This is a genomic window from Promicromonospora thailandica (assembly GCF_024171955.1).
In the GTDB taxonomy this organism is placed as follows: Bacteria; Actinomycetota; Actinomycetes; order Actinomycetales; family Cellulomonadaceae; genus Promicromonospora; species Promicromonospora thailandica.
The window spans coordinates 94,590-120,508 of the sequence record NZ_JAMTCS010000012.1; the positions used below are offsets into that span (position 1 = coordinate 94,590).

The following is a 25,919-nucleotide window of genomic DNA, read 5'->3' on the forward strand; positions in this document are numbered from 1 at the left end:
CTCCGCATAGTTGGTGTACCAATAGTTTGCACACCAACTGATAGCCTGGTCAACATTCGAGAGGAGCCACATGACCGCCACGCCCACGACGCCGTCCGCCCCGGAGAGCCCGGCCGGGGGCGAGGACCTGCTCGCCCTCGACCGCCAGGTGTGCTTCGCGCTCGCCGTCGCCTCGCGCAGCGTCATCGCGCTCTACCGCCCGCACCTCGAACCCATGGGCATCACCCACCCGCAGTACCTCGTGATGCTCGCGCTGTGGGAGCGGTCGCCGCTCTCGGTCAAGCAGCTCAGCGGCCTGCTCCAGCTGGACCCCGGCACGCTGTCGCCGCTGCTCAAGCGGCTCGAGGCGATCGGCTACGTGACCCGCGGACGCGACCCGCGCGACGAGCGGGCGCTCGCCGTGGAGCTCACCCCCCAGGGGCGCGCCCTGCGCGAGCAGGCGGTGCGGGTGCCGCCGGCGATCATGGAGCGGCTGGGCATGTCCGCCGAGGAGCTGGGGCTGCTCCACCGCAGCCTCACGCGTGTGATCGCGGCGGCGGCACCGTGACGCGCGGCCTGCACCACGTCGAGCTCTGGGTGCCGTCCCTCGCGCGCGCCGAACGGTCCTGGGGCTGGCTGCTGACGACGCTCGGCTTCACCGAGCACCAGCGCTGGTCCGCCGGGGTGAGCTGGATCCTGGACGGCACCTACGTCGTCGTCGAGCAGAGCCCCGCGCTCGCCGCTGAGGTGCACGACCGGCTGGCACCGGGCCTCAACCACCTGGCCCTGCACGGCGGCAGCCGTGCGGAGGTGGACCGGCTCGTCGACGAGGCGCCCGCCCACGGCTGGACCCTGCTCTTCCCCGACCGGCACCCGCACGCGGGCGGGCCCGACCACTACGCCGCCTACCTGGAGAACGAGGACGGCTTCGAGGCCGAGGTCGTCGCGGGCTGAGGCTGACCGGGTCGCGCGAGCCGTGTCAGTGACCCCTGGCACACTTCCGGTCATGCCCGACGACACCACGCTCCGCCCGGCCGACGCCCGCTCCGTGGAGGAGCTCCGCACACTGGTCGACGCCGGGGCGACGCCCCGCTACCTGCACTTCTGGGGGCACCGGCCCGAGGCGGACGGAAGCGTCGGCCGCGGCAGCCTGAGCCAGTGGTACGACGCGCCGTTCGTGGTCGACGGCGTCCGCTACGCCACCGCGGAGCACTGGATGATGGCGGAGAAGGCGCGGCTGTTCGGTGACCTGGACGCCGAGCGCGCGGCCCTCGACGCGCCGAACCCGGCCCTCGCGAAGGCCGCGGGGCGGACCGTCCGCGACTTCGACGACGCGGTGTGGGTGCGCGAGCGGTTCGAGATCGTGGTGCGCGGCACCGTGCACAAGTTCGCGTCCCGGGATGACCTGCGCGAGTACCTCCTGGGTACCGGTACCCGCGTGCTCGTGGAAGCCAGCCCGCGCGACCGCGTGTGGGGTATCGGCATGGGCGCCCGGAACGAGGCCGCGGACCGGCCCGCCGACTGGCGCGGCCTCAACCTGCTGGGCTTCGCCCTGATGGAGGCCCGGGAACGGCTGCGCGCCATGGGTACCGAATGAGCGAGACCGCCGCACGCCGCAGTCGCTACCGTGCCGGCATGCGCACCATCCCCGACTCGATGGACCCGGACGTCGTCCGGGCGGTCGACGCACGCCTGGACCGCGTCGAGCAGGAGCACGGCGTCCGGATCCTCTGGGCCATCGAGAGCGGCAGCCGCGCGTGGGGCTTCCCGTCGCCGGACTCGGACTACGACTGCCGGTTCCTGTACGTGCGGCCTGCCGACGAATACGTGTCCCTCCGCCCCCGGCGCGACGTCATCGAGACGCCGCTGGACAAGGTCTTCGACGTCAACGGATGGGACGTCCGCAAGGCGATCGGGCTGATGGTCAAGGGCAACGCGACCGTCGGTGAGTGGCTGCGGTCCCCGATCGTCTACCGGGGTGACATCGACGTCCGTGACGACCTGCTCGCCCTCGCCGGCGCCGTCACCGACCGCCGTGCGCTGTTCCACCACTACCTGCACGTCGGCACCAAGAGCCTGGCCCTGTTCGCCTCCACCGGGGTGGCGAAGAAGTTCCTGTACGCGCTGCGCCCCGTGGTCACCCTCCGCTGGATGCGCCTGAACGAGGGCGACGCGACGCCGCCGATGGACCTACCCACGCTCGCGGCGGGCGCCGCTCTGCCCGACGACGTCCGCACCGCCGTCGACGACCTGGTCCGCCGCAAGGCGCGGAGCCGAGAGCTGGACTCGCTCGTGCTGCCCGAGGTGCTGCCCGGCTTCGTCGACGCGGAGCTGCGCCGGGCGGAGGCCGCGTCGGCGCCGGACGCGGCCGACCCGGGTCGCGACCAGGCCTGGGCGCTCGCCGAGGGCGCGTTCCGAAGCCTCGTGCGCGGGTCGCTCGCGCGCTGACCGGGCCGGGGGTCCGTATCCCGGTCCCCGCCTTCCCGCGCCCGGTGCCCTGGGCAAGAATGGCCGCGTCGCCGAGCGAAAGGACGTGCTCCAGCATGTCGCGGATCCTGCCCCGGTCCACCCCGCGCGCCGAGGGGGTCGATCCCGCGGCGGTACGGCGGCTCGTCGACCGTCTCGACGGTCTCGAGGACGTGCACAGCCTGCTCGTCGTGCGCCACGGGAACGTGATCGCCGAGGGGTGGTGGCACCCGCACACGGCGGACCGCCCGCACACCATGTTCTCGGTGAGCAAGAGCTTCACGTCCACGGCGGTGGGCCTCGCGGTCGACGAGGGCCTGCTCAGCCTGGACGACCGCGTCGTCGACCTCCTGCCGGACGACGTGCCCGCCGACCCGGGTGAGCACCTGCGGGCCATGCGCGTGCGGCACCTGCTGACCATGACCACCGGCCACAGCGCCTCCACGATGGAGGGCATCGACCGCACGATCTCGCTGCCCGGCGCGCGCTGGGCACGGTCGATCCTGGCGCAGCCGGTGGACCACGAGCCGGGTACGCACTTCGTCTACAACACCGGCGCGACCTACCTGCTGTCGGCGATCCTGCACCGCCTCACCGGCGAGCGGCTGCTCGACTACCTGACGCCACGCCTGCTCGCGCCGCTCGGCATCACGCACGCGGAGTGGGAGCAGGACCCGGACGGCATCGACACGGGTGGCTTCGGCCTGTCGATCACCACGGAGGAGATGGCGGCGTTCGGCCAGCTCTACCTGCAGGGCGGCCGCTGGGCAGGAGAGCAGCTCGTGCCCGCCCAGTGGGTGGCCGCGGCCACCGCCGCCCAGGTGCCGAACGGCCCGCACGACTGGCCGGAGTGGAACCAGGGCTACGGCTACCAGTTCTGGCAGTGCCGGTACGGCGCGTACCGGGCGGACGGTGCGTTCGGTCAGTACATCGTCGTCTGGCCGGAGAAGGACCTGGTCATCACCATGACGTCGGGCCTGACGGACCTCCAGTCCGTGCTCGACGCGGTGTGGGAGACGCTGCTGCCCGATGACGCCTGGACCGCCGAGGAGCCCGGCGTCGAACCCGAACCCGGACCGTTCGAGCTCGCCCTCCGCCCGCCTGCCGGGGCGGCGGAGAGCCCCGTCGAGTCGACAGTGGCCGGCGTGACCTTCGACCTGGCGGCGAACGAGCGCGACGTCAGCGCCCTCGCCCTGGGCCGCGCCGACGACGGCCGCCTGGAGCTCACGGTCACCATCGGCGGCCTGGACCACTTCGTCCGGTTCGGGCACGACGCGTGGAGCTCCGGGACCTGCACGCTGCAGGGCGCCCCGGCCGACGTCGCCACGTCCGCCGCCTGGGCCGACGAGTCGACCCTGCGCGGCCGGATGATCTTCGTCGGCACGCCGTTCGAGTGGCACCTGGAGCTGCGGTTCGCCGGCGACGGTGTGACCGTCACGATCGACCGGAACGTCTCCTTCGGGAAGCGTGGCCTGCTGCACGCGACGGGCACCGCCCGGCGGGGGTGACCTGCGGCGTCATCCCGAGGTCGTACGGCGGGTCCGTCCCCGGCCTGACGGCCCGCCGCCGCCCGCCGCGCTAGTGTCCCGGCATGACACCAGACGGTGGTATCCGCGCGCGGGGCGTGCGGCGTTCCTTCGGGCCGGTCCACGCCGTGGCCGACGTCGACCTGGTCGCGGCACCAGGCCGCGTCACCGCGCTCATCGGTCCCAACGGGTCGGGCAAGACGACCCTCCTGCTCATGCTCGCCGGGCTCCTGACCCCCGACGCCGGGACGATCAGCGTCGCCGGGGCCGACCCGGTGACCGAGAACTACGTGGCGCGCTCGCGGACCGGCTGGATGCCTGACGTGTTCGGCACGTGGGACTCCCTGACCGCCCGCGAGGTGCTGACCACGGTCGCCGCGGCCTACCGGATCGACGCGGCGCGCGCCCGGGCCCGGGCCGGCGAGCTCCTGGAGCTCGTGCACCTGTCCGAGCTCGCCGACCAGCCCGCGCACGTCCTGTCGCGCGGCCAGAAGCAGCGGCTCGGCCTGGCCCGGGCCCTGGTGCACGACCCCGACGTCCTGCTCCTCGACGAGCCCGCCTCGGGCCTCGACCCTCGCTCGCGCGTCGACCTGCGCGTCCTGCTGCGCCGCCTCGCCGCCGCGGGCAAGACCGTCCTGGTCTCCTCGCACGTGCTCACCGAGCTCGACGAGATGGCCGACGACGCCGTGTTCATCTCCGGCGGGCGCACCGTCGCCACCCGCTCCGTGGCGGACGGCGACGTCCCGCGCGAGTGGCGCCTGACCGCGCTCGACCCTGAGGCGCTCACGCGCTGGCTGGACGAGACCGGCCGGGCCTACCGCACGGAGAGCGACGGCACCGGCGTGCTCGTCGAGCTGCCGGGCGAGGCCGCGGCGGCCGCCCTGCTGCGGTCCGCGGTCGGCGCCGGGGTGGACGTGTCGAGCCTCGCCCCCGCGGGCGGGGTGCTGGAGCAGGCCTACCTGGCCCTGGAGGAGGAGCGACGATGAGCGTCGACGTACAGACGAGCCCGCCCGCGCCGTCCGCCGCCCCCGCGGGCCGCGGCACCTGGTCGCTGTCCTGGCACGGCCTACGCACCGTCACGGTGCTGGAGCTGCGCCAGCGCGTCCGGTCGACCCGGTGGAAGACGGCGCTCGTCGTCTGGTTCCTCGTGGTGGGCCTCATCACCCTGCTGACCACCGGCGCGTTCGCGATCCTCTCCGGGGACGGGATGGCCGACGAGCCGTTCGGCGGCATCGTCTACAGCATCGTCGTCGGCTTCGTGCTGTTCCTCGGGCTGCTGGTGGCGCCCACGCTCTCCTCGGGCGCGATCAACGGCGACCGCAACGCGGGCACGCTCGCGACCCTCCAGGTGACGCTGCTGACCCCGGCCGAGATCGTGCTCGGCAAGCTCGCCGCGGCCTGGATCGCGGCCCTCGCGTTCCTCGTGGCGAGCATCCCCTTCCTCGCGTGGGCGCTGGCCGGCGGCGGGGTGTCCTGGCTCGCGCTGCTCACCACGGTGCTGATGCTCGCGGTCGTGCTCGGCGTCGTGTGCGCCATCGGCCTCGGCTTCTCCGCCCTGGTCGGCAAGACGTCCGGCTCGGCCGTGCTGACCTACCTGACGATCGGTGGCCTCACCGCGGTGCTGCCGATCGTGTTCGGCCTGCTCGTGCCCGTCACCACCTCGACGGAGGAGGTCCGGGTGTGGGACGTCGAGCCGGGGTACACCTGGGAGGAGACCACGGCTCCCGAGTGCGAGTGGCAGACGCACGAGGCCGACGTGTGGCACAGCGAGCGCACCTGGTGGCTGCTGGCGCCGAACCCGTTCGTCGTGGTCGCCGACGCACAGCCGCTGGGCGGTGACCCGGAGACGCTCGCGGACGACGGCAACATGCTCGCGCTGCTGCAGTACGGCGTCCGCTACGCCCGCACGGGCGACAACGGGGAGCAGGACTGGTGCAGCTACATGGTCGGCTCGGGGACCGACTCGCCGGTCGAGCCAGTCGTCGTCACCGACCAGCTCGTGTGGCCGTGGGGGCTCGGGTTCGACCTGCTCCTCGGCGCCGGCGGCGTCGTCGTCGCGGTCAACCGGCTGCGCGTGCCGACGACGCACCTGCCGCAGGGCACCCGCGTCGCCTGACGTCAGGAGTGGAGGGCGTCGTACTCCGCCTCGGCGGCGACGTCGTCCTCCACGTCCAGGCGCACGTGCGCGAGCAGCACCTGCAGCACCCGCAGGGCGGACGCCGCACGCTCGCCCCACAGCGAGAAGTACGAGAACTGCCACCACCACAGGGCCTCGAGCTCGTGGCCGCTGTCGAAGTGCTGCAGGCCCTTGGCCAGGGCCTCGGCGACGCACGCGAGGTCGCCGGACAGCGACGCCGCCCCGACCTCCTCGCCGAGCACCGGGTCGACGACCTCGGTGTAGTCGTCGAACCCGTCGAACATCTTGGACAGCGCCTCGCGCAGCGGGTCGAGGTCCGTGTCGGGGCCGGTGTCGGGCTCGTAGCGCTCCTTCGGCACCACGTCCACGATGGCGGCGAGCCGCGCTCCGGCCGCCAGCAGGTCGGACGCGGCGAGCACGAGCAGCGACAGCTCGGCTCCGGGCATCCCGCCGGACGCCACCTGCGTGACCGTCGACAGGAACGTGCGTGCCTGCGCGGACACCTGGTCGGCGACCTCCCGGAGGTCCGAACCGGGCGTGATCTCGCTCATCCTGAACCCCACCTACCTGTCGTTGCCGATGACGCGGCGGCCTTCGAACGCGCGCCCGAGCGTCACCTCGTCCGCGTACTCCAAGTCTCCACCCACGGGCAGACCCGAGGCCAGCCGCGAGACTGTGATTCCCATGTGACCCATGAGTCGGGAAAGATAGGTCGCCGTGGCCTCGCCCTCGACGTTCGGGTCGGTGGCGAGGATGACCTCCTGCACCGTCCCGTCCGCGAGGCGGGCCAGCAGCTCGCTGATCCGCAGGTCGTCGGGGCCGACGTTCTCGATGGGATTGATGGCGCCGCCGAGCACGTGGTAGCGGCCCCGGAACTCGCGGGTGCGCTCGATGGCCACCACGTCCTTGGGCTCCTCCACGACGCAGATGACCTCGTCGCTGCGCCGCGGGTCGAGGCAGATGCGGCAGCGCTCGGCCTCGGCCACGTTGCCGCACAGCTCGCAGAACTGGACGCGCAGCTTCACCTCGGTGAGCGCGTCGACCAGCCGCTTGACCTCCTGGTCGTCCGTCGCCAGCAGGTGGAACGCGATGCGCTGCGCGCTCTTGGGCCCGACGCCGGGCAGCCGGCCGAGCTCGTCGATCAGGTCTTGGACCGCGCCTTCGTACACAAGAGGTCAGCCTACGGGGCGACACCGACACGGGGCCCGCCTGATACGTTCCCGGCGTGACTGGACCCGAGCGGCGGACCGGAACGTTCCTGACGGCGCGGTGGCGCCGGCTCCTGATGGTCAGCCATGAGGTGGACCCGGACGTGCTGCGGCCTCTGGTGCCGCACGGCGTCGAGCTCGACACCGGGGACGACGGCCGGCACCTCGTGAGCGTGGTCGGGTTCCGGTTCCTCGACACCCGCCTGCTCGGCGTGCCCGTGCCGCTGCACCGCGACTTCGACGAGATCAACCTGCGGTTCTACGTGCGCCGCAAGGGTCCCGAGGGGTGGCGCCGCGGCGTCGTCTTCGTCCAGGAGATCGTGCCCCGCCCGGCCCTGGCCGTCGTCGCCCGCCTCGCGTACGGCGAGAACTACGTGGCGCGCCCCATGCGCAACCGCGCCGACCTGCACGACGGCGAACCCGTGCCCGGCGGCCTCGTCGAGTACTCGTGGCGCGACGCCGGCACCTGGAACCACGTGCGCGCCACCACGGAGGGCAGCCCCCGGCCCCTCACGGAGGGCTCGCACGAGCAGTTCGTCACCGAGCACTACTGGGGGTACGCGGCCCAGCGCGGCGGCGGCACCCTGGAGTACCGCGTCGAGCACCCGAGCTGGCAGGTCTGGCAGGCCCGCGACGCGGCCCTCGAGTGTGACGTCGCGCACGTCTACGGCCCCCGGTTCACCGAGGCGCTGGCGGCCCGTCCCGTGTCGGCGTTCGTGGCGGACGGCTCGGCGGTCACGGTCCGCCGCCCCACCCACCTGTAGGCCGCGCCGGGCCACCAGATCTGGACGCGGAGTCCAGATCCCGCGGGACCGCTGCACAATGCGGGGGTGCCCGAACTCGATCTGCTCACCATCTGCCTCCTGCTGCTCGCCGGGCTCTCGGCCGGCTGGGTGGACGCCGTGGTCGGCGGGGGCGGGCTGATCCAGCTCCCCGCACTGCTGCTCGTGCCCGGCATCAGCCCCGTCCAGGCCCTGGCGACCAACAAGCTCGGCAGCATCATGGGCACCTCCACCAGCGCGATCACGTACTACCGACGCGTCCAGCCCGACCTGCGCACCGCCGGGCCGATGGCGCTCGCCGCCCTGGCCGGGGCCTTCGGCGGCGCGATCGGGGCGTCGCACATCCCCGACCAGCTCTTCAAGCCGATCATCCTGGTCGTGCTCGTCGGCGTCCTCGCCTGGACGCTGCTCAAGCCGAACGTCGGCACGCACGACGACCTGCGCTGGGTCGGCAACGGGCACAAGCGGATCGCCGCCCTGATCGGCCTGCTCATCGGTGCCTACGACGGACTGCTCGGGCCCGGCACCGGCACGTTCCTCGTGATCAGCCTCGTCAGCGCCCTCGGGTACTCGTTCCTGCCCGCCTCCGCGATCGCCAAGATCGTGAACTTCGCCACCAACCTCGGCGCGCTCCTCTTCTTCGTGCCGGGCGGCGCCGTCATCTGGAGCCTCGGCCTGGGCCTCGGGGCCGCCAACCTCGTCGGCGCCTACATCGGCGCCCGGATGGCCGTGGCCAAGGGGTCGAAGTTCGTCCGCATCGTGTTCGTCGTGGTGGTGGGTGCCCTCATCGCGCGCCTCGCCTGGGACGTCTTCGCCGGGTAGGACCACGCCGTCCCGCACCGTGAACGGCACACCGCCCGGGACGCCCGTCGCAGTACCATCGATCCGCAAACCCAACCACCCGGCGGGCCGTTGAGACAGACGGAGGCCGGCAACGGAAGGCAGGCGCATGGCACTTGTCGTGCAGAAGTACGGCGGATCCTCGGTCGGCGACGCGCGCAGCGTGAAGCGGGTCGCGAAGCGGATCGCCGAGGCCAAGCGAGCGGGCAACGACGTCGTCGTGGTGGTGAGCGCCATGGGCGACACCACGGACGAGCTCCTCGACCTCGCCCAGCAGATCACCCCCCTCCCGCCGCAGCGGGAGCTCGACATCCTCCTTACCGCCGGCGAGCGCATCTCCATGTCGCTCCTGGCCATGGCCATCACCAACCTGGGCGTGAAGGCCAAGTCGTACACGGGCCAGCAGGCCGGCGTCATCACCGACGCCGTGCACGGCCGGGCGCGGATCGTCGACGTGGTGCCCCACCGCATCCGCGAGACGCTGAACAAGGGCCAGGTCGCCATCGTGGCCGGCTTCCAGGGCGTCACGCAGGGCACCAACGACGTCACCACCCTCGGGCGCGGCGGGTCCGACACCACCGCGGTGGCGCTCGCGGCCGGCCTCGGCGCCGACGTCTGCGAGATCTACACCGACGTCGACGGCGTGTTCACCGCCGACCCGCGCATCGTCCCCGCGGCCCGCAAGATCGACCGGGTCTCCTACGAGGAGATGCTGGAGCTCGCGGCCTGCGGCGCCAAGGTGCTGGCGCTGCGCAGCGTCGAGTACGCGCGCCGGTACGGCGTGCCCGTGCACGTCCGCAGCTCGTTCAGCGCCCACGACGGCACGCGCGTGCTCGCGGCCGAAGAGAAGTCGAAGGAGAACGCCATGGAAGCCCCGATCATCTCCGGCGTCGCGCACGACCGGTCCGAGTCCAAGATCACCGTGATCGGCGTGCCGGACGTGCCGGGCATGGCCGCGCGCATCTTCGAGGTCGTGGCGGGAGCGGGCGCGAACATCGACATGATCGTGCAGAACGTGTCCGCCGCGGCCACGGGCCTCACCGACATCTCGTTCACGCTGCCCGACGGCGACGGCCCCGCCACCATGGCGGCGCTCACCGCGGTGCAGGGTGAGCTGGCCTTCGACTCCCTCCAGTTCGACGACCAGATCGGCAAGCTGTCCCTCGTGGGTGCCGGCATGAAGTCGCACCCCGGCGTCTCGGCGCGGCTGTTCGGCGCGCTGCGCGACGCGGGCATCAACATCGAGATGATCTCCACCTCCGAGATCCGCATCTCGGTGGTCACCCGCGCGGACTCGCTGGACGACGCCGTGCGCGCCGTGCACACCGCGTTCGAGCTCGACGGCGTCGACGGCGAGGCGGTCGTCTACGCGGGGACGGGGCGCTGACATGGCCGAGATCTCCGACCAGGGTGTGAACGTCGCCGTCGTCGGCGCCACGGGTCAGGTGGGCGCGGTCATGCGCCGCCTGCTGGAGGAGCGGGAGTTCCCCGTCGCCTCGCTGCGGTTCTTCGCCTCCGCGCGCTCCGCGGGCACCACGCTCCCGTTCGCGGGCGTGGACGTGCCGGTGGAGGACGTCGCGGCGACGGCCACCGAGGACCTCGCCGACATCGACATCGCGCTCTTCTCCGCCGGGGGCGGCACCTCCCGGGAGCACGCCCCGCGGTTCGCGGAGGCGGGCGCCGTCGTCGTCGACAACTCGTCGGCCTGGCGGCGCGATCCCGAGGTGCCGCTCGTCGTCTCCGAGGTGAACCCGGAGGCGATCGCCGACGCCGTCAAGGGCATCGTCGCCAACCCGAACTGCACCACGATGGCCGCCATGCCGGTGCTCGCACCGCTGACGCAGGCGGCGGGCCTCGAACGCCTGCGCGTGGCGACCTACCAGGCCGTCTCGGGTTCGGGCCTCGCCGGCGTGGCCGAGCTGGCCGGTCAGGTGCGTGCCGCCGTCGGCCAGGAGATCGAGGGGCTGACGCACGACGGCGGGTCGGTCGACCTGCCCGACCCGGCGGTCTACGCCGGGCCGATCGCGTTCAACGTGCTGCCGCTGGCGGGCAACCTGGTCGACGACGGCTCGGGCGAGACCGACGAGGAGCAGAAGCTGCGCCACGAGTCCCGCAAGATCCTGGGCCTGCCGGACCTCGCCGTCGCGGGCACGTGCGTGCGCGTGCCGGTGTTCACGGGCCACTCGCTGTCGATCCACGCCGAGTTCGCCGAGCCGATCACGCCCGACGAGGCTCGCAAGCTGCTCGCCGACGCGCCGGGCGTGCGGCTGGCCGACGTCCCGACGCCGCTCGCCGCGGCCGGGGCGGACCCCTCGCTCGTGGGGCGCATCCGTACCGACCAGTCGGTGCCGGACGGTCGCGGTCTGGTGCTGTTCGTCAGCGCCGACAACCTCCGCAAGGGGGCCGCGCTGAACGCGATCCAGATCGCGGAGCTGATCGCGGCCGACCTGGCCGAGCTGCACGTCCTGGACGCCGTGGAGGCTGCCGACACGTGACCGGGTAGCCCCGCACGGACGGAAGCCGGGACAGAGCGCACGCGCTCTGTCCCGGCTTTTCTCTTGCGCGCACCCCCGCACCTGTGGTTCATTAGTCAAGCAATGAACCAATGGAGGGGGTGAGCCGGTGTTCGACGGGCCCGAGCCGATCTACGTCCAGATCGCCCAGATGATCCGCGCGCAGGTACTCGCCGGTGAGCTGAAGGAGGAGGAGCAGGTCATGTCCACCACACAGTTCGCGACGACGTTCCGCATCAACCCGGCCACGGCCCAGAAGGCGTTCGCCGGCCTGGTCGACGAGGGCGTGCTCTACAAGCGCCGCGGCCTGGGGATGTTCGTCGCGCCAGGAGCTCGCGAGCGCCTGCTGGAGGAGCACCGCAAGAGCTACTTCGAGGACGTCCTGGGGCCTGCCCTGCAGCAGGCGGAGATCCTCGGCATCTCGACGGACGACGTCGTCGCCTACGTGCTGGGCGCCGGCGGCAGCCGAACCACGACGGAGGAGTCATGACGACCGCACCTTTCGGCGCCCGGCTGGACGACGTCGTCGTCCGCTTCGGCGCGAGCCACCGCATGCTGCCGAACGGTCTCCTGGCCCGGGACGAGGGCGGGACCGGCCTGGACGGCGCCTCGCTGACGATCCGGCCCGGCACCATCACCGGTGTGCTCGGCCGCAACGGCGCGGGCAAGACGACCCTGCTCTCGCTGCTGGCGGCGTTCACCCGGCCGACGAGCGGCACCGTGGTCGTGGGCCCGGAGGGCGCGCAGGAGGACCCGTGGGAGAACCCGTGGATCACCTCGGGCACGCAGCTCGTCCGGGAGAGCGGCGACCTGCTGAACGAGGAGAAGGTGCGCACCTCCCTCCGGTACTACGCCGACGTCCGGCCGGACTGGAGCGCCGAGACCGCCGAGCGGCTCCTGGACCTGTTCGAGGTGGACGTCCGCAAGAACCCGTCGGCCCTGTCCCGCGGCAAGCGGTCCGCGGTCGGCGCCACCATCGGCCTGGCCTCGCGCGCCCCGCTCACGATCTTCGACGAGGTCTACCTCGGCATGGACGCCCCCACGCGGTACGCGTTCTACGACGAGCTCCTGGCCGACTACGCCGAGCACCCGCGCACCATCCTGCTGTCCAGCCACCTGGTCGAGGAGGTCGAGCGGCTGTTCGAGGACGTCGTGGTGGTCGACCGCGGGCGCGTGCTCCTGGCGGAGAGCGCCGAGCAGATGCGGGCGCGCGGCTTCAGCCTCACGGGCAGCCGGGACGCCGTCGAGCGGCTGACCGGTGGGCGGCGTGTGCTGCACCGCCAGCAGCTCGGCTCGACCGTGCAGGTCACGCTCGAGGGCGCGCTCGACGACGACGAGCGGGCCGCTGCCCGCCGGGCGGGCGTCGAGGTCGGCACCGTGCCGGTGCAGGACCTCTTCGTGCGCCTGACCGACCCGAGGAGCGTGACGTCATGACGGCGACCCGCACGAGGGACACCGCCACCGCGGCGGGAGACCGGGACGCGGCGGCGCACGCCGCCGACCGGCGTGCCGCCCGGGTCGCGTCCGGCGGCGCCGTGCGCGTCATCCGCACCATCGGCGGCTGGTACTGGCTGATCTTCTCGGTCGTCGCGGTGCTGATCAGCGTGCTGATGACCCGGTACGGCGACGGTCTGGACGGCGCGGTGCTCGACAGCCAGATGGGTGGCTCGTCGCGCTGGGTGGTGCTGGTGCTCGGGATCATCGTCCCGGCCACCTACCTGCGGCTGCACCTCGCCGCGGGCGGCACCCGCAGGGCACTCGTCGCCGGCACGGTCCGGGGCGGGCTCCTGGGCGGGCTGGTGCTCGGCGGGTTCACCGCGGTCTACCTGACGGGCGAGCGCCTGCTGCTCGGTGCCATGGGCCAGACGTGGACGCGCGAGTTCGGGCCGCCGCTGGACGGCTGGGCCGGCATCGCCCTGACGGTGCTGACCGAGGCCGGCGTCGTCGGCACCTACTACCTCGTGGGCGCGACGATCGCGGCCGGGTACCGCTGCTACGGCGTGGTGCTCGGCACCCTGTACGCGGTCGTGGCCCTCGTCCCGGGGGCGGTGGTCGACCTCGCGACGCACACCGGGGCCACGGCGATCGTCGTCGGCCCCGGGAACCTGCCCGGGGGAGCGGGCGGCGTGCTGCTCGCCCTGGCCGGTCCGGTCGTCGCCGTCGCCCTGGCCACCTGGCTGTTCCGTCTACCGCTGCTGGCCGTCGCGGTGCGGCCGGCCGCCTGAGGAGGCTCCCATGTCCGCACCGACCGTCCCGGGGACCGCCGCCACGACCCGGACCGCCCTGACCGCGGCGGCGCGCCGCCGCGGCGCCGCCGCCGTCACGGGCTGGATGCGCCGGGGAGCGCTCGTCGCCGGCGTCTGGTTCTGGGGGTTCTACGCGGTGTACGCCGTCGCGCTCATCCTGGGGAACGTCCTCGCGGGCAACGACCTGGAGACCAGCGCGCTCGACGTCACGCTCGGCGCGCAGCGCTGGGCCGTCGTCTGGATCGGCGTGGTCGCCGCCACGGCGCTGCTGCCCGTCCACGTGGCGGCGGGCGGCGACCGCCGCTCGCTGGCCGCGGGAGTGGTCCGCGGCGCCCTGCTGGTCGGCGGGGCGTACGGGGTGCTCGTCGTGCTGGCCCTCCTGGGCGAGCGGCTGCTGAGCACGTCGCTCGGGATGACCTGGAGCCGGCTCGGCGCGCTGCCGTTCGACGAGCCCCTCGCGGTGCTCGGCACCGCGGTGGCCGAGGCCCTCGTCGTCACGACCTACATCCTGGTCGGCGCGTCCGTGGGCGCCGGCTTCATGCGGGCCAGGGCCTGGGGCACGCTCCTGATGATCCCGCTCCTGGTGCCCGCCGCCCTCGTCGACCTCGCCACCCGCACCGGCGTGGTCGGCACCGTCGCCAACGTCGAGCTGCGGCCCGACCTCGACCACGCCGTGGTCCTGGCCGCCGACGGCCTGGACACCACGCTGCTCGGCGTCGGCGGGGCCGCCCTCGCCGCGCTGCTCGCGGCCGCCGCCCTGCACGCCCTGCTGCGCACGGCGCCGGTGCGGCCGCGCTGACCACCCACCAGACCCGACCCGGACCACCCCAGACCCGAAGGAGCGACCATGACGTCCCCAGTCGTCGAAGTCAGCCACCTGCGCAAGTCCTATCCCGGCGCCGGCCGCGGGGCACCACCCCGCACCGCGGTCGCCGACGTCAGCCTCGAGGTCGCCCGCGGCGAGATCTTCGGCATCCTCGGCCCCAACGGCGCGGGCAAGACCACCACGGTCGAGTGCGTCGCCGGCCTGCGCCGCGCGGACGGCGGCACGGTGCGCCTCCTCGGGCGCGACCCGCAGGCGGACCCCATGTCCGTCCGCGAGCACGTCGGCATCCAGCTCCAGGAGGCCGCGCTGCACGACAAGATCACCGTCGGCGAGGCGCTCGACGTCTTCGGCTCGTTCTACGCGGAGCAGGCCGACCCCGCCGAGCTCCTGGACCTGCTCGACCTCACCGCGCACCGCGACCAGCAGTTCGGCAAGCTCTCGGGCGGCCAGAAGCAGCGGCTGTCCATCGCCCTCGCGCTGGTCGGCAAGCCGCAGGTCGCCATCCTCGACGAGCTGACCACCGGGCTCGACCCGGCCGCCCGGCGTGCCACCTGGGACCTCGTCGAACGTGTCCGCGACTCCGGCGTGACCGTGCTGCTCGTCACCCACTTCATGGAGGAGGCCGAGCGGCTCTGCGACCGGCTCGTCGTGATCGACGGCGGCCGCGTCGTCGCCCAGGGCACCCCCGCGTCCCTCATCGAGGGCCTCGAGGGCCACCGCGGGGTGCGCCTCCGGTTCGCGGACGGCGCGGCCCGCGGCCGGGCGCTCGCGCTCCTCACGGCCCTCGCCGAGCAGGACGACGACGTGGCCGCCGCCACCACCGCCGGCGACGAGATCGAGGTGACGGGCACCCGCACCGTGCTCTTCGCCGTGGTGCAGGCGCTCGCGGCCGCCGCCGTCGTCCCCGACGACGTGCGGACCGTCGAACGCACGCTGGAGGACGTGTTCGTGCAGGTGACCGGCCGGGAGTACCGGGCAGAGGAGAACGAGGAGGTGACGGTATGAGTGCCGTCGAGACCGTGCGCGCCCCAGGCGCCGTCCGCGCGCGGCGGGTGCGGGGCTTCGGCACCCTGCTCGCCACCGAGCTCAAGGTCTGGCTGCGGGACCCGACCGCCGTCTTCTTCGCGCTCGTCTTCCCCACGGCGCTCCTGCTCGGCCTCGGCCTCGCGGTGCCCGCGTTCTCCGACCCGATGGTCGAGGCGCCGCCGCCGTGGAACACCGCCCCCGGGATCACCAGCTACCTGCCGACCATCATCGCCCTCGCGGTGGGCACCATCGCGCTGACCACCATGCCGGTGCAGTTCGCCACGTTCCGCGAGAAGGGCGTGCTCAAGCGGCTGTCGACCACGCCCATGCCGCCGCAGAACCTCATCGGCGCGCACATGGTGATCAACGTGCTCGCGCTGATCGTCTCCGCCGGCGCGTCCGTGGTCGGCGCCCTGACGGTGCTCGGCGTCCCGATGGCCGCCGACCCGTTCACGGTGCTCCTCGTGCTCGTGCTGTCCACCACCGCGATGTTCTCGCTCGGGCTGCTCGTCGCCGCCCGCGCCGAGAAGGGCACCACCGCCTCCGGGCTCGGGATGCTCATCTACTTCCCGTCCCTCATGTTCTCCGGCGTGTGGGTGCCCCTGTCCGTCATGCCGGACTGGATGCAGACCATCGGGCTGTACCTGCCGCTCGGCGCCGCGGCCCAGGGCCTGACGGTCGGCTGGTTCGGCACCGACGGCTTCCCGCTCGCCCAGGTGCTCGTGCTCGCCGCCTGGACCCTCGTGCTCTTCCCGCTCGGGGTGCGGCTCTTCCGCTGGAGCTGACCACCTGACGGACCCGGCCCAGGTTTTCACCCGGGCCGGGTCTACGGTGTCCCCGCACACGAGCGAGGGGGACGACAGTGGGAACGTTGCGGAAGATCGCCGAGCTGGCCGGACGCTGGTTCGCCGTCCTGGTACTGCTCGGCGGGATCGCGGGCCTCGTCGCGCCCGACCAGCTCGCGCCGCTCGCGGCCCACATCCCGCTCTTCCTCGGCGTCGTCATGTTCGGCATGGGGCTCACGCTGCGCGGCGGCGACTTCGCGCTGGTCGCCCGGCGCCCCTGGGCCGTGCTCATCGGCGTCACCGCGCAGTTCGTCATCATGCCGCTGCTCGCCTGGGCCGTCGGCGGGCTGTACGGCCTCACCGGCATGGCGCTGCTCGGGATGATCCTCGTCGGCGCCGCCCCCGGCGGCACCGCCTCGAACGTCATCGTCTACCTCGGCAAGGGTGACACCGCCCTCTCCGTGACCATGACCGCCATCTCGACCCTGCTCGCCCCCTTCCTCACGCCGCTGCTCATCCTCTGGCTCGCCGACGAGACCCTCGACGTCGGGTTCGCCGACCTGTTCGGCTCCATCGTCCAGGTGGTGCTCGTACCCGTCGTCGCGGGCCTCGTGATCCGCGCCCTCGCGGGGCGGTACGTCGAGCGCGTCCTGCCGTACCTGCCCCTCGTCTCCGTGGGCGGCATCGTCCTGGTCGTGCTCGGCGTCGTCGCCGCCAACGCCGCCACCGTGCTCTCCACCGGGCTGCTGCTGGCGCTCGCGGTGGTCACGCACAACCTGCTCGGCCTGCTGCTCGGCTACGGCACGGCCAGGGCGGCCCGGCTCGACCGGGCCGCGCGCCGGGCCGTGAGCATCGAGGTCGGCATGCAGAACTCGGGCCTCGCCGCGAGCCTCGCGGCCACGCACTTCACACCCGCGGCGGCCCTTCCGGCCGCGCTGTTCTCGGTGTGGCACAACCTCTCCGGAGCCGCCCTCGCGACGTGGTGGGCACGGCGCTCCACAACGGGCTCCGCCACGACGCGATGATTGCCTCTACCCTCATGTCATGAAGCCGTTTCTGCTGCTCGCGACGCGTGCGGAGGACCTCGCCGCGGACGGTGAGTACGAGGCGTTCTGCCGCTACGGCGGGCTCGAGCCGGAGCAGCTGCACCGCGTGCGCCTCGAGCGCGACCCGCTGCCCGCCGTCGACCTGGACGACTACTCCGGCGTGCTCGTGGGCGGCGGCCCGTTCAACTCCTCGGACCCCGAGGAGGCGAAGGGCCCGGCCCAGCGGCGCGTCGAGGCGGAGCTGAAGGCCCTGCTCGACGAGATCGTCGCGCGCGACTTCCCGTTCCTCGGCGCCTGCTACGGCGTCGGCACGCTGGGCGCGCACCAGGGCGCGGTGATCGACTCGACCTACGCCGAGCCCGTGGGCCCGGTCGCGGTCGAGCTGACGCCGGACGCGGCGGCCGACCCGCTGCTGGCCGGCCTGCCGCAGAGCTTCTCCGCATACGTGGGCCACAAGGAGGCCGTGCGGAAGCTGCCGGACAGCGCGGTGCTGCTCGCGTCGTCGGCCGGCTGCCCCGTGCAGATGTTCCGGGTGGGCCGCAACCTGTACGCCACGCAGTTCCACCCCGAGCTGGACGCTGCCGGGATCGCCCAGCGCGTCGAGATCTACCGGGACTACGGCTACTTCCCGCCCGAGGAGGCGGACCAGGTGATCGAGCGGTGCACGGCGGTCGAGGTGACCGAGCCGATGCGCATCATGCGCGCCTTCGTGGAGCGGTACGCCCGGTGACGGGCTGTGACCGACCGCATCGTGGGAACCGGTGGACAGCCGCCGGGGGTGGGGCTACCGTTTTGGCCGTGGACATCCGTTGGTATTGGCGCTTTACGTCGGCTCCTGGTGGAGCCCGGCGGGCGCGCGCCTGACCAACTTTCCACCCGGAGCCAGGGCCTGGGACGCCGATCGCGTCCAGGCCCTTCGTCTTTACCAGACGGGCCGCTCCGGACCAGGAGTCGGTGGCGGGCCGTCCGGTTCCTCGAACCAGATAGCACCGAACCCCGCCGACCAGGAGTCCCGATCCCGATGAGCATCACCCCCGCGGAACCCAGCACCGAGGCGACCGACCTCGGAACCCGCACCTCCGACCTGCGCATCCGCGCGCTCGACCCGCTGCCCGCGCCGAACGCCCTGCTGGCGTCGATGCCGCTCGGCACCGCGCGCAGCGACCTCGTGACGACGTCGCGCCGCGAGGTGCGCGACGTGCTGACCGGTGAGGACGACCGCCTGCTGACGATCGTCGGCCCGTGCTCGGTGCACGACCCGGTCGCCGCGCTCGACTACGCCTCCCGGCTCGCCACGCTCCGGCGCGAGCTGTCCGACGACCTGGTCGTGGTCATGCGGGTGTACTTCGAGAAGCCACGCACCACGGTGGGCTGGAAGGGTCTCATCAACGACCCGCACCTGGACGGCTCGCACGACGTGACCCGCGGCCTGAGCCTGGCCCGTGAGGTGCTGCTCGGCGTGCTGGACGCCGGCGTCCCCGCCGCCGCCGAGTTCCTGGAGCCCACCAGCCCGCAGTACATCGCGGACGCCGTGACCTGGGGCGCCATCGGGGCGCGCAACGCCGAGTCGCAGGTGCACCGCCAGCTCGCCTCGGGCCTGTCGATGCCGGTCGGGTTCAAGAACGCGACCGACGGTGACGTGCAGATCGCGGTGGACGGCTGCATCACCGCCGCGAGCGAGCACACGTTCTTCGGGGCCGACGGCGAGGGCCGGGCCGCCGCCGTCGAGACCACAGGCAACCCGGACTGCCACGTCATCCTGCGCGGCGGCCGTTCCGGCCCCAACTACAGCCAGGAGGACGTCGCGGCGGCCCTGCGCGTCGCCCGCACCTCGGGCCTCGAGGGCGCCGCGGCGAACGGTGTCATCGTGGACGCCAGCCACGGCAACTCCGGCAAGGACCACGTGCGCCAGGCCGCCGTCGTGCACGAGATCGCGAACCGCATCGCGGACGGCGAGCACGGCATCACCGGGCTCATGATGGAGAGCTTCCTCGTGGCCGGGGCGCAGAAGCCGGCCCCGCTGCCCGAGCTCACCTACGGCCAGTCGGTCACCGACGCGTGCATGGACTGGGACACCACGGAGGACCTGCTCCGCGACCTGGCGAAGGCCGTGCGGGAGCGGCGCGGCTGAGCACCGCTCGTCTCGCCGGCCCCTACGCTCGGGCCCATGACCGACGTGCGGGCTGACGAGACCACCGCTGACGACACGCAGGACGCACCGGCCGCGGCCCGGCGCACACGACGAGGGCGCTGGGTCGCGGCCGTCGTCGTGCTCGGCCTGCTGCTGGTCGCCGCCTGGCAGGCCGCGGCCCGGACGTCACGGGTCGAGCCGGGCGGGGTGGCGCAGGTCAGCGGCGGCCTCGCGCTGCCGGACTGCGTGCCGTCCGGGAACCTGTGGGCGGCGTTCGACGACGACGAGGAGGTCCTGGCGGCACAGACGATCCGGAACCCGTCGCCCTGGCCGGTCACGGTGTCGACCGGTGACTCCGAGGCCTACCTGCTCGAACCGAGGAGCGACGACCAGGACGAGCAGGGCTCGATCACCAGTGCCTCGGGCGGCGTGCCGGACGCGGCCCGGGAGTCCGTCGTCGTGCCCGGGGGTCAGGAGGCCACCCTGTGGATCCACAACCCCCAGCGCGGCGTGCCTCCCGGCTCGATCTGGTACACGTACGACGGTGTCAGCCTGACCGTCCGTGCCCTCGGCATCGAGCGCGAGGTCTGGGTGCCGTTCTCCGCGGGCGTGCTGCAGGTGGGCGGCTCGCAGGACAGCGCGGTGCTGAGCGAGGCCCTGGAGGGTGCCTGCGCGGGCTGAGCGGGTCCGGCCCAGCCCGCGGTCACGTCGTCAGCCCGTGAAGGCCTCCAGCTCCGCCGTCGGCACCTGCCGGCCGGATCGGATCAGCTCCTCGACCCGGCCCATCTGCTCCCAGACGTTGACGGCCATGCCGGCCACGACCCGGCCGTCCACGCGCCAGAACGCCACGAACTCCCGCTCGGCGGTGTCGCCGGAGACCACGACGTCGTCGTACCCGGCCTGGACGTCGACCCAGCCGGTGTACTCCATGCCGACGTCGTACTGGTCGCTGTAGAAGTACGGCAGCTTGTCGTAGGGGTCGGCGGCGCCGAGCATCGCGCGGCCCGCGTGCTTGCCGGTCTCCTGCGCGATGGCCCAGTGCTCGACGCGCAGCGGGCGGCCGTAGTGCGGCGAGGGGATGCTCGCGATGTCGCCGCCCGCGAACACGTCGGGGTGGGACGTGGCGAGGGTGCCGTCCACGACGACGCCGCCGCCCAGGGCGGCGTCCCGCAGGTCCAGGCCGGCGGCCTCGGCCAGCCCGATGTTGGGGGCCGCGCCGATCCCGGCCACGACGACGTCGGCGCCCAGGCGGGTGCCGTCCGAGAGGACGACGGCGGTCACGCGCCCGTCGGCCCCCTCCAGGGCCGTCACCGTGGCGCCCCGGACCAGCCGGACCTCGTGCTCCGTGTGCACGCTCGCATAGAAGTCGCTCATCTCGGGCCCCAGCACCCGGCCGAGCGGGTGCGCGCCGCGACCCACCACCGTCACGTCGAGGCCGAGGGTCCGTGCCGACGCGGCCACCTCCAGGCCGATCCACCCGTCACCGATGACGACGAGCCGGCCCACGCCCTCCAGCGACGCCTCGAGCAGCCGCGCCGAGATGCGGTCGGCGTCATCGATGGTGCGCAGGTAGTGCACGCCCCCGAGGTCGCTGCCGGGCACGGCGAGCGTGCGCGGCGTGGAGCCCGGGGCCAGCAGGAGCTTCGCGTAGGTGAGGGCGGCGCCGTCGGACAGGGTGAGCGCGTGGTCCGCGACGTCGAGACCGACGACGGTCTCGCCCGTGCGGACGGCCACGTCGTGCTCGGTGTACCAGGCCTCGTCCAGCGGGAAGACCGCGTCACGCTCGGCCTCGCCGCGCAGGTAGTCCTTGCTCAACGGCGGCCGTTCGTACGGGCGGTGGGGCTCGGACGTGACGACCACCAGGTCGCCGTCGTACCCCTCGGTGCGCAGCGCCTTGGCGGCGCGGGCGGTGGTCAGGCCACCGCCGACCAGAACGAACGGATCCATCAGGTGCCTCCCGGATCGGATAGGTGTCCAGTCTCGCACCGGCGCGCACGGGGCACGGACCGGTTCTGTCCTATTTACAGATCAATCGGTCCAGATATGCTGACGCCATGACACGCCCCACCACCGCCCGGCTGCCGTTCGTCGTCTGGCTGCTGACGCTCGGCACCTTCCTCATGGGCACCAGCGAGTACATCGTCGCCGGGATCCTGCCGCAGCTCTCCGCCGACCTCGGCGTCGGCATCGCTCAGGGCGGGCTCCTCATCACCGTCTTCGCCGCGGGCCTGATCGTCGGGCCCCCGATCCTGTCGATCGTCACGCTCCGGCTGCCGCGCAGGTCCGCCCTCGTGCTGGCGCTCGTGGTGTTCGCCCTCGGGCACGCGCTGGCCGCCGCGAGCTCCTCGTTCGCCGTCGTGCTCGGCGCCCGGGTGGTCACAGCACTCGCCACGGGCACCTTCTGGGCCGTGGCCGGCGCCGTCGCGGTCTCCGCCGTGCCGCCGACGGCGCGTGCGCGCGCCTCCGCCATGATCATCAGCGGCGTCGGCCTGGCCACGGTGCTCGGCGTACCGCTCGGCGCCCTCGTCGGCGGCCAGGTCGGCTGGCGCGGCGCGTTCTGGGGGCTGGCGGCGCTCGCGGGTCTCACCGCCCTGGTGATCGGCCGGTTCGTCCCGGCCGCACCCCGCGACGGCGCCACCGCAGACGTGCGCTCGGAGATCTCGGCGCTGCGCGTCGGCCGACTGTGGCTCACGCTCGCCACCTCGACGCTCCTGTTCGGCGGGGTGCTGGCCGCCTACTCCTACGTGGTGCCGCTGCTCACCGACCGGGCCGGGGTGCCCGTCGGCGCCATCTCGCTCGTCCTCGTGGGCTACGGCATCGGGGCGCTCGCGGGCACCTGGGTCGGCGGCCGCCTCGGCGACGCCCGCCCGCTGGCCACCCAGGCCGGCGCGATCGCCGTTGCCGGCCTGGCCCTCGTGCTCCTGCAGACCCCGCTGTCCACCTCGGGCGTCGCCGCGGTCGCGCTCCTGGTGCTCATGGGCGTCGCCGGACAGTCGGTCCCGCCCGTGTCCACGGCACTGGCCGTGCGCTTCGCGCCGGGCGCCCCGACGCTGGCGTACGCGCTCGCCACGTCGGCGCTGAACGTGGGCATCGCCGGGGGTTCGCTGGTGGGCGGGCTGGCGCTCGACTCGACGCTGGGGCTCACCGGACCCGCACTCGTCGGCACGGTCATGATCGCGGCGGCGCTGGTGCCGCTGCTGGCGCTCGCCGCCCGCCGTGCCACGCGGGACGACGTGGGCTGATCGTGTGCCCGACCCCGGGCGCCAAAAAGGCCCTCCGACTCAGCATTTCCGCTGGTCAGAGGGCCTTTCACATGGTCGGGGTGACAGGATTTGAACCTGCGACCTCTTCGTCCCGAAGGCAATCAGGGCTGTGTGGTTGGTCCGTCAGGCGGTGAGAAACCGTCCCAGTTCGTCCGGCGGCGTCCTGGTGAGGCTCATCCCGTAGTCCCCCAGTTTGTCCCCCGGGGTGCGGTCAGATGCGGGTCAGGCGGGGCGCAAATCGCTGTTGCGCGGCCTGCTTCGTGACGCCGAGCGCGGCCCCGATCGTGGTCCACGAGTCGCCAGCGGCGCGCGCCTCGGCGACGCTCATGAGCAGTCGCTGGTCCGCCTCTTCCGCCTCGCGGGCTGCCGCAATGATGGCCCGGAAGTGGACCGCGTCGCGAGCAGGGTGAGTCTCCGGGGTGACGGCGTCAAGAGCCCGCACCTCGGCGTCGATGTCGATCGTCTTCGCCATGTTCATCACCTCAGGTAGTCGTATCGGCTGGGTCGGAGTCGGTCCGCGTGGATGATCCGGGTCGGTGCATCGACCGGGACTGCCACGAGTTCGAGCATCGTTCCGTGGGTGTCGGGGCCGATGACGAGCAGCCGTTCCTCGCCGTCGTACTCGTACTCCACGTATCGCAGGGCGTTCTCCCAGGCGTGCCGTATGTCCGCGTCGGTGAACCCATGCTTACGGGCACTCGGGAGAACGTCCACGCGTCAAGGGTACGTTGACGATGTGCTCCCGTCAACACATGATTGACGCTTGATGGGCGCCTGTGACCGCATTTGCACCGCCTCATGGATGATCTGCGCCGCCTCCGCTGGACCAGTGGTGGCGGTGTCGATCGCGATGGTGGCTTCCGCCAGGTGCGGCGTCGAGTCCCACACGGCGAGCCGGTCTGCGATGTCGGTGCTCCCCCTGCCAACCAGGCGCTCTGCCGCCGTTTCCCGAGGGCACCAGAGATCCACGGAGACCCACCTTGCGCCCGGTGTGGCGTGTGTGAGCGCTGTGACCGCGCCCGGCTGTCCAACGTGGACGATGGGGATTCCCGATTCCAAGGCCGACGCGATCGAGGGCGCGTCGATCGCGTACACGGCGCCGTAGGCGCGGTTCTCCCAGATGACCTGACCGTCGCCCCGCATCTGGTCAAGCGTGGTCGCCGTGACGAACCTGTAGCCCTTTCTGCGGCCAGTCCCGACCTTGATCCGCTGGTAGTGCAGGTATGCGGGCGAGAGGTCGGCCAGGGCGTGCGTCACGGTGTCTTTTCCGGCCGCTGGCGGACCGTACAGGATGACTCCGGCGGTGCTCATCGGCTCGCTGCCACCTCAGCGAGCATCCGTGCCGCCTGGCTCTGTAGCGGCTCGCTGTCGGCCGAGTTCTCGATGACAACATGTGCGCCGGCCGGGCGGAAGTCGGTGTCAATCCGGGTCGCGACGTAGTCGTCCCAGTTGGCGAGTTTCACGCTGTCCCGCGCCGCGCCACGTCGGCGGAGGTAGATGTGCATGGTCTCGACATCGGTGGTCACCCAGACGAGCGTCAGGCCGACGCCGTGGGCGTCGAGCTGCGCCCTGGTCCGATCGATCCACGCTCTGCTGCTGAACTCCTGCACGAACGGCGCCGTTGCGATCACGCCCACGCCGAGTTCCGCATTTTCGAGCACCGTCGCGAGCAAGTTCTCATACTCACGAGGGCGCACGCGATCGAGGTAGGTCTCGGACTCGCGATCATGCGGCGACCGCCCCAGATCTTCGAGATGTGACTCGACGACGGCCCTGGTGATCGTGTCCTTGTCGATGACGGCGGCGCCGGTCAGGCGTGCCAGGACGCGCCCAAACTCGCTCTTGCCGCTACCCGCGTACCCGCCGACGAAGTAGGTGTGCGGGGGGCGTCCTGCGCGATCCGGAGGCGTCACCGGGCGGCTGCTCCGGACGATTCGGCGCGACCCTGGCCGGTTCTCGATCAGTCCCTCGCTGGCCAGCGACTTCATCGCTTCATTGATCGTGAACACGCTGACTTCCATCTGCTTGGCAAGGTCTCGCGTCGAGGGCAGAGCCTCGCCGTCCACGAGCCTGCCTGCCTCTATGTCGTTGCGGATGGTCCGGACTACGCGCTCTTGCAGGGTCCCGCCTACAGCGTTCGCTTCCTGGCTTGGCATTCGGCTCCTTGCCTTGCATCTCGGTTGGACTGCTGCGGCCTAACAACCGCCTAGTAGGCGATCATCCCTGCTCCCCACGGATCTGCCAAGTTCCGCCAGTTTTGGCATAACGGTTGACACGGGGACCAGATCGATTGTTAGGTAGTCCCCAGTCGCCCTGTGACGGGGCGCACACCCCGGGCCGATGGGCGGCCCGGGACTGAGGCACCGAGGAGTCGAGCAATGTCGAAGAGGACTCAGGATCTGGCAGCCGCGAGGCGGTTGCTGCTCGCGTTGTCGGAAGGGCTGGCCAAGGCCGGTCGGCTGCTGTTCGCGGCTGGCCTGGCCGACGAGGGTCGGGCCGTGAAGCGGATGCACGCCGAGGTTGGCGTGATGCGCCAGCGAGTTCGCAAGGTCCACAACGCCGCTCTCGCCGTCGAGGGCGACGACACCGCAATGGGGGAGAACCGATGAGCACCTACACCGCACTCGCCGCGTTCGACGACGACGAGCCCACGTTCACCGACCTCGCGGCGATCGTCGCGGAGGAGCCCGTCATCTCGGCTGAGGTTGCCGTGGTGGACGCGGAATGCCGCCTCGCGATGTCGCCCGACGAGGTCGCGGTCAAGGCTCACCGCCGCGCCGTGGCCGCCCTGAACGTCGTCCTGCGGACGGCGGTCGAGACCAGCACGAACCGCGCCACGTCCACGGCCCCGGTGTACGCACCGGCTAGCCCCCTCACCACGGCCCGTCGGGTCGTTATCCGTCCCGCCACCCGCACCGCCTGACACGAGGAGCCCGCCATGATTTCCGTTTCGCTGCTGGTCGTTCTGCTCATCGCCGCGTGGATCGCGGTCCAGTACGGCAAGGCCAAGGTCGCGACCATGCTCCTGGGCGTGTGCCTGGGCCTGGCGCTGGCTAACACGTCGTTCGGTGCCTGGGGCCTCGACGCCCTGAACGCGCTGCTCAACAACCTGTTCACGGGCGCCAACAACATGGTTGAGGGCTGA

32 protein-coding genes are annotated in these 25,919 nt (G+C 72.5%); 25 read left to right on the forward strand and 7 right to left on the reverse strand.

Annotated elements, in window-relative coordinates; all coding sequences use genetic code 11:
• Positions 1-70: 70 nt before the first annotated feature.
• From APR03_RS18850 to APR03_RS18880, 7 genes are all read left to right on the forward strand, one after another.
• A complete protein-coding gene (locus APR03_RS18850) occupies positions 71-547 on the forward strand; it encodes a MarR family winged helix-turn-helix transcriptional regulator (protein ID WP_253838109.1) in 477 nt (158 codons plus the stop codon).
• The gene (locus tag APR03_RS18855) at positions 544-933 is read left to right on the forward strand and encodes a VOC family protein (protein ID WP_253838110.1); all 390 of its coding nucleotides are present in this window, start codon (positions 544-546) and stop codon (positions 931-933) included. The genes APR03_RS18850 and APR03_RS18855 overlap by 4 nt, the downstream gene beginning before the upstream one ends.
• Positions 934-985: 52 nt before the next feature.
• The gene (ybiA, locus tag APR03_RS18860; protein ID WP_253838111.1) at positions 986-1,576 is read left to right on the forward strand and encodes a riboflavin biosynthesis intermediates N-glycosidase; all 591 of its coding nucleotides are present in this window, start codon (positions 986-988) and stop codon (positions 1,574-1,576) included.
• Between the two features lie 38 nt (positions 1,577-1,614).
• Positions 1,615-2,427: a nucleotidyltransferase domain-containing protein gene (locus APR03_RS18865; protein ID WP_253838112.1), complete on the forward strand. Its 813-nt coding sequence runs from the start codon at positions 1,615-1,617 to the stop codon at positions 2,425-2,427.
• 95 nt (positions 2,428-2,522) lie between these two features.
• Positions 2,523-3,953, forward strand: a complete 1,431-nt coding sequence (locus tag APR03_RS18870; RefSeq protein ID WP_253838113.1) for a serine hydrolase domain-containing protein — start codon at positions 2,523-2,525, stop codon at positions 3,951-3,953.
• A gap of 83 nt (positions 3,954-4,036) precedes the next feature.
• Complete coding sequence (locus tag APR03_RS18875; RefSeq protein ID WP_253838115.1) at positions 4,037-4,957, forward strand: ABC transporter ATP-binding protein; 921 nt, start codon at positions 4,037-4,039, stop codon at positions 4,955-4,957.
• Complete coding sequence (locus APR03_RS18880) at positions 4,954-6,087, forward strand: ABC transporter permease (protein WP_253838117.1); 1,134 nt, start codon at positions 4,954-4,956, stop codon at positions 6,085-6,087. Before APR03_RS18875 ends, APR03_RS18880 begins: the two co-directional genes overlap by 4 nt.
• A gap of 2 nt (positions 6,088-6,089) precedes the next feature.
• Here the strand turns inward: APR03_RS18880 and APR03_RS18885 are convergent, their stop codons facing one another.
• Together APR03_RS18885 and recR are read right to left on the reverse strand one after the other, a co-directional pair.
• Positions 6,090-6,659 (reverse strand): DUF5063 domain-containing protein, encoded by a 570-nt coding sequence (locus APR03_RS18885; RefSeq protein ID WP_253838118.1) that lies wholly within the window; start codon positions 6,657-6,659, stop codon positions 6,090-6,092.
• 12 nt (positions 6,660-6,671) lie between these two features.
• Positions 6,672-7,277 (reverse strand): recombination mediator RecR, encoded by a 606-nt coding sequence (gene recR / locus APR03_RS18890; RefSeq protein WP_253838121.1) that lies wholly within the window; start codon positions 7,275-7,277, stop codon positions 6,672-6,674.
• A 56-nt stretch (positions 7,278-7,333) separates the two neighbouring features.
• On the opposite strand from recR, the gene APR03_RS18895 reads away from it, so the two are divergent.
• The 14 genes from APR03_RS18895 to APR03_RS18960 all read left to right on the forward strand — a co-directional run bounded on the left by APR03_RS18895 (position 7,334) and on the right by APR03_RS18960 (position 20,192).
• Positions 7,334-8,080 (forward strand): YqjF family protein, encoded by a 747-nt coding sequence (locus tag APR03_RS18895; protein WP_253838124.1) that lies wholly within the window; start codon positions 7,334-7,336, stop codon positions 8,078-8,080.
• Between the two features lie 66 nt (positions 8,081-8,146).
• Complete coding sequence (locus APR03_RS18900; protein WP_253838126.1) at positions 8,147-8,920, forward strand: TSUP family transporter; 774 nt, start codon at positions 8,147-8,149, stop codon at positions 8,918-8,920.
• 127 nt (positions 8,921-9,047) lie between these two features.
• Positions 9,048-10,325: an aspartate kinase gene (locus tag APR03_RS18905; protein WP_253838128.1), complete on the forward strand. Its 1,278-nt coding sequence runs from the start codon at positions 9,048-9,050 to the stop codon at positions 10,323-10,325.
• A gap of 1 nt (position 10,326) precedes the next feature.
• On the forward strand, positions 10,327-11,433 hold the full coding sequence (locus APR03_RS18910; RefSeq protein ID WP_253838136.1) for an aspartate-semialdehyde dehydrogenase: 1,107 nt from the start codon (positions 10,327-10,329) through the stop codon (positions 11,431-11,433).
• A gap of 127 nt (positions 11,434-11,560) precedes the next feature.
• On the forward strand, positions 11,561-11,941 hold the full coding sequence (locus APR03_RS18915) for a GntR family transcriptional regulator (RefSeq protein WP_253838138.1): 381 nt from the start codon (positions 11,561-11,563) through the stop codon (positions 11,939-11,941).
• Positions 11,938-12,885, forward strand: a complete 948-nt coding sequence (locus APR03_RS18920) for an ATP-binding cassette domain-containing protein (protein WP_253838140.1) — start codon at positions 11,938-11,940, stop codon at positions 12,883-12,885. Before APR03_RS18915 ends, APR03_RS18920 begins: the two co-directional genes overlap by 4 nt.
• Complete coding sequence (locus APR03_RS18925) at positions 12,882-13,676, forward strand: hypothetical protein (RefSeq protein WP_253838142.1); 795 nt, start codon at positions 12,882-12,884, stop codon at positions 13,674-13,676. The genes APR03_RS18920 and APR03_RS18925 overlap by 4 nt, the downstream gene beginning before the upstream one ends.
• A gap of 10 nt (positions 13,677-13,686) precedes the next feature.
• Positions 13,687-14,496 (forward strand): hypothetical protein, encoded by an 810-nt coding sequence (locus APR03_RS18930; protein WP_253838144.1) that lies wholly within the window; start codon positions 13,687-13,689, stop codon positions 14,494-14,496.
• A 48-nt stretch (positions 14,497-14,544) separates the two neighbouring features.
• Positions 14,545-15,528 (forward strand): ABC transporter ATP-binding protein, encoded by a 984-nt coding sequence (locus APR03_RS18935; protein WP_253838146.1) that lies wholly within the window; start codon positions 14,545-14,547, stop codon positions 15,526-15,528.
• A complete protein-coding gene (locus APR03_RS18940) occupies positions 15,525-16,334 on the forward strand; it encodes an ABC transporter permease (RefSeq protein ID WP_253838148.1) in 810 nt (269 codons plus the stop codon). Before APR03_RS18935 ends, APR03_RS18940 begins: the two co-directional genes overlap by 4 nt.
• A gap of 77 nt (positions 16,335-16,411) precedes the next feature.
• Positions 16,412-17,359 (forward strand): bile acid:sodium symporter family protein, encoded by a 948-nt coding sequence (locus APR03_RS18945; RefSeq protein WP_308216521.1) that lies wholly within the window; start codon positions 16,412-16,414, stop codon positions 17,357-17,359.
• A gap of 19 nt (positions 17,360-17,378) precedes the next feature.
• On the forward strand, positions 17,379-18,110 hold the full coding sequence (locus tag APR03_RS18950) for a glutamine amidotransferase (RefSeq protein WP_253838150.1): 732 nt from the start codon (positions 17,379-17,381) through the stop codon (positions 18,108-18,110).
• A 291-nt stretch (positions 18,111-18,401) separates the two neighbouring features.
• Positions 18,402-19,511 carry a 3-deoxy-7-phosphoheptulonate synthase gene (locus APR03_RS18955; protein ID WP_253838152.1) on the forward strand — a complete coding sequence of 370 codons (1,110 nt, stop codon included), beginning with the start codon at positions 18,402-18,404 and terminating at the stop codon, positions 19,509-19,511.
• Between the two features lie 36 nt (positions 19,512-19,547).
• Entirely contained in the window at positions 19,548-20,192 is a 645-nt protein-coding gene (locus APR03_RS18960) for a hypothetical protein (protein ID WP_253838154.1), read from the forward strand.
• A gap of 30 nt (positions 20,193-20,222) precedes the next feature.
• On the opposite strand, the gene APR03_RS18965 is transcribed toward APR03_RS18960, so the two are convergent.
• The gene (locus APR03_RS18965; RefSeq protein WP_253838156.1) at positions 20,223-21,458 is read right to left on the reverse strand and encodes an NAD(P)/FAD-dependent oxidoreductase; all 1,236 of its coding nucleotides are present in this window, start codon (positions 21,456-21,458) and stop codon (positions 20,223-20,225) included.
• Positions 21,459-21,565: 107 nt separating this feature from the next.
• Between APR03_RS18965 and APR03_RS18970 the strand changes: the two genes are divergently transcribed.
• Complete coding sequence (locus APR03_RS18970) at positions 21,566-22,753, forward strand: MFS transporter (protein ID WP_253838158.1); 1,188 nt, start codon at positions 21,566-21,568, stop codon at positions 22,751-22,753.
• A gap of 232 nt (positions 22,754-22,985) precedes the next feature.
• On the opposite strand, the gene APR03_RS18975 is transcribed toward APR03_RS18970, so the two are convergent.
• From APR03_RS18975 to APR03_RS18990, 4 genes are read right to left on the reverse strand one after another with little or no spacing between them, the layout of a single operon-like run.
• A complete protein-coding gene (locus APR03_RS18975; RefSeq protein WP_253838160.1) occupies positions 22,986-23,246 on the reverse strand; it encodes a hypothetical protein in 261 nt (86 codons plus the stop codon).
• Positions 23,247-23,251: 5 nt separating this feature from the next.
• Entirely contained in the window at positions 23,252-23,488 is a 237-nt protein-coding gene (locus APR03_RS18980) for a hypothetical protein (protein WP_253838162.1), read from the reverse strand.
• 3 nt (positions 23,489-23,491) lie between these two features.
• Complete coding sequence (locus APR03_RS18985; RefSeq protein WP_253838164.1) at positions 23,492-24,085, reverse strand: nucleoside/nucleotide kinase family protein; 594 nt, start codon at positions 24,083-24,085, stop codon at positions 23,492-23,494.
• Positions 24,082-24,930 carry a GntR family transcriptional regulator gene (locus tag APR03_RS18990; protein ID WP_253838166.1) on the reverse strand — a complete coding sequence of 283 codons (849 nt, stop codon included), beginning with the start codon at positions 24,928-24,930 and terminating at the stop codon, positions 24,082-24,084. The genes APR03_RS18985 and APR03_RS18990 overlap by 4 nt, the downstream gene beginning before the upstream one ends.
• Before the next feature lie 222 nt (positions 24,931-25,152).
• On the opposite strand from APR03_RS18990, the gene APR03_RS18995 reads away from it, so the two are divergent.
• From APR03_RS18995 to APR03_RS19005, 3 genes are read left to right on the forward strand one after another with little or no spacing between them, the layout of a single operon-like run.
• A complete protein-coding gene (locus tag APR03_RS18995) occupies positions 25,153-25,383 on the forward strand; it encodes a hypothetical protein (protein WP_253838168.1) in 231 nt (76 codons plus the stop codon).
• Complete coding sequence (locus APR03_RS19000; protein ID WP_253838169.1) at positions 25,380-25,697, forward strand: DUF6284 family protein; 318 nt, start codon at positions 25,380-25,382, stop codon at positions 25,695-25,697. The genes APR03_RS18995 and APR03_RS19000 overlap by 4 nt, the downstream gene beginning before the upstream one ends.
• A 15-nt stretch (positions 25,698-25,712) precedes the next feature.
• A complete protein-coding gene (locus APR03_RS19005; RefSeq protein ID WP_253838170.1) occupies positions 25,713-25,919 on the forward strand; it encodes a hypothetical protein in 207 nt (68 codons plus the stop codon).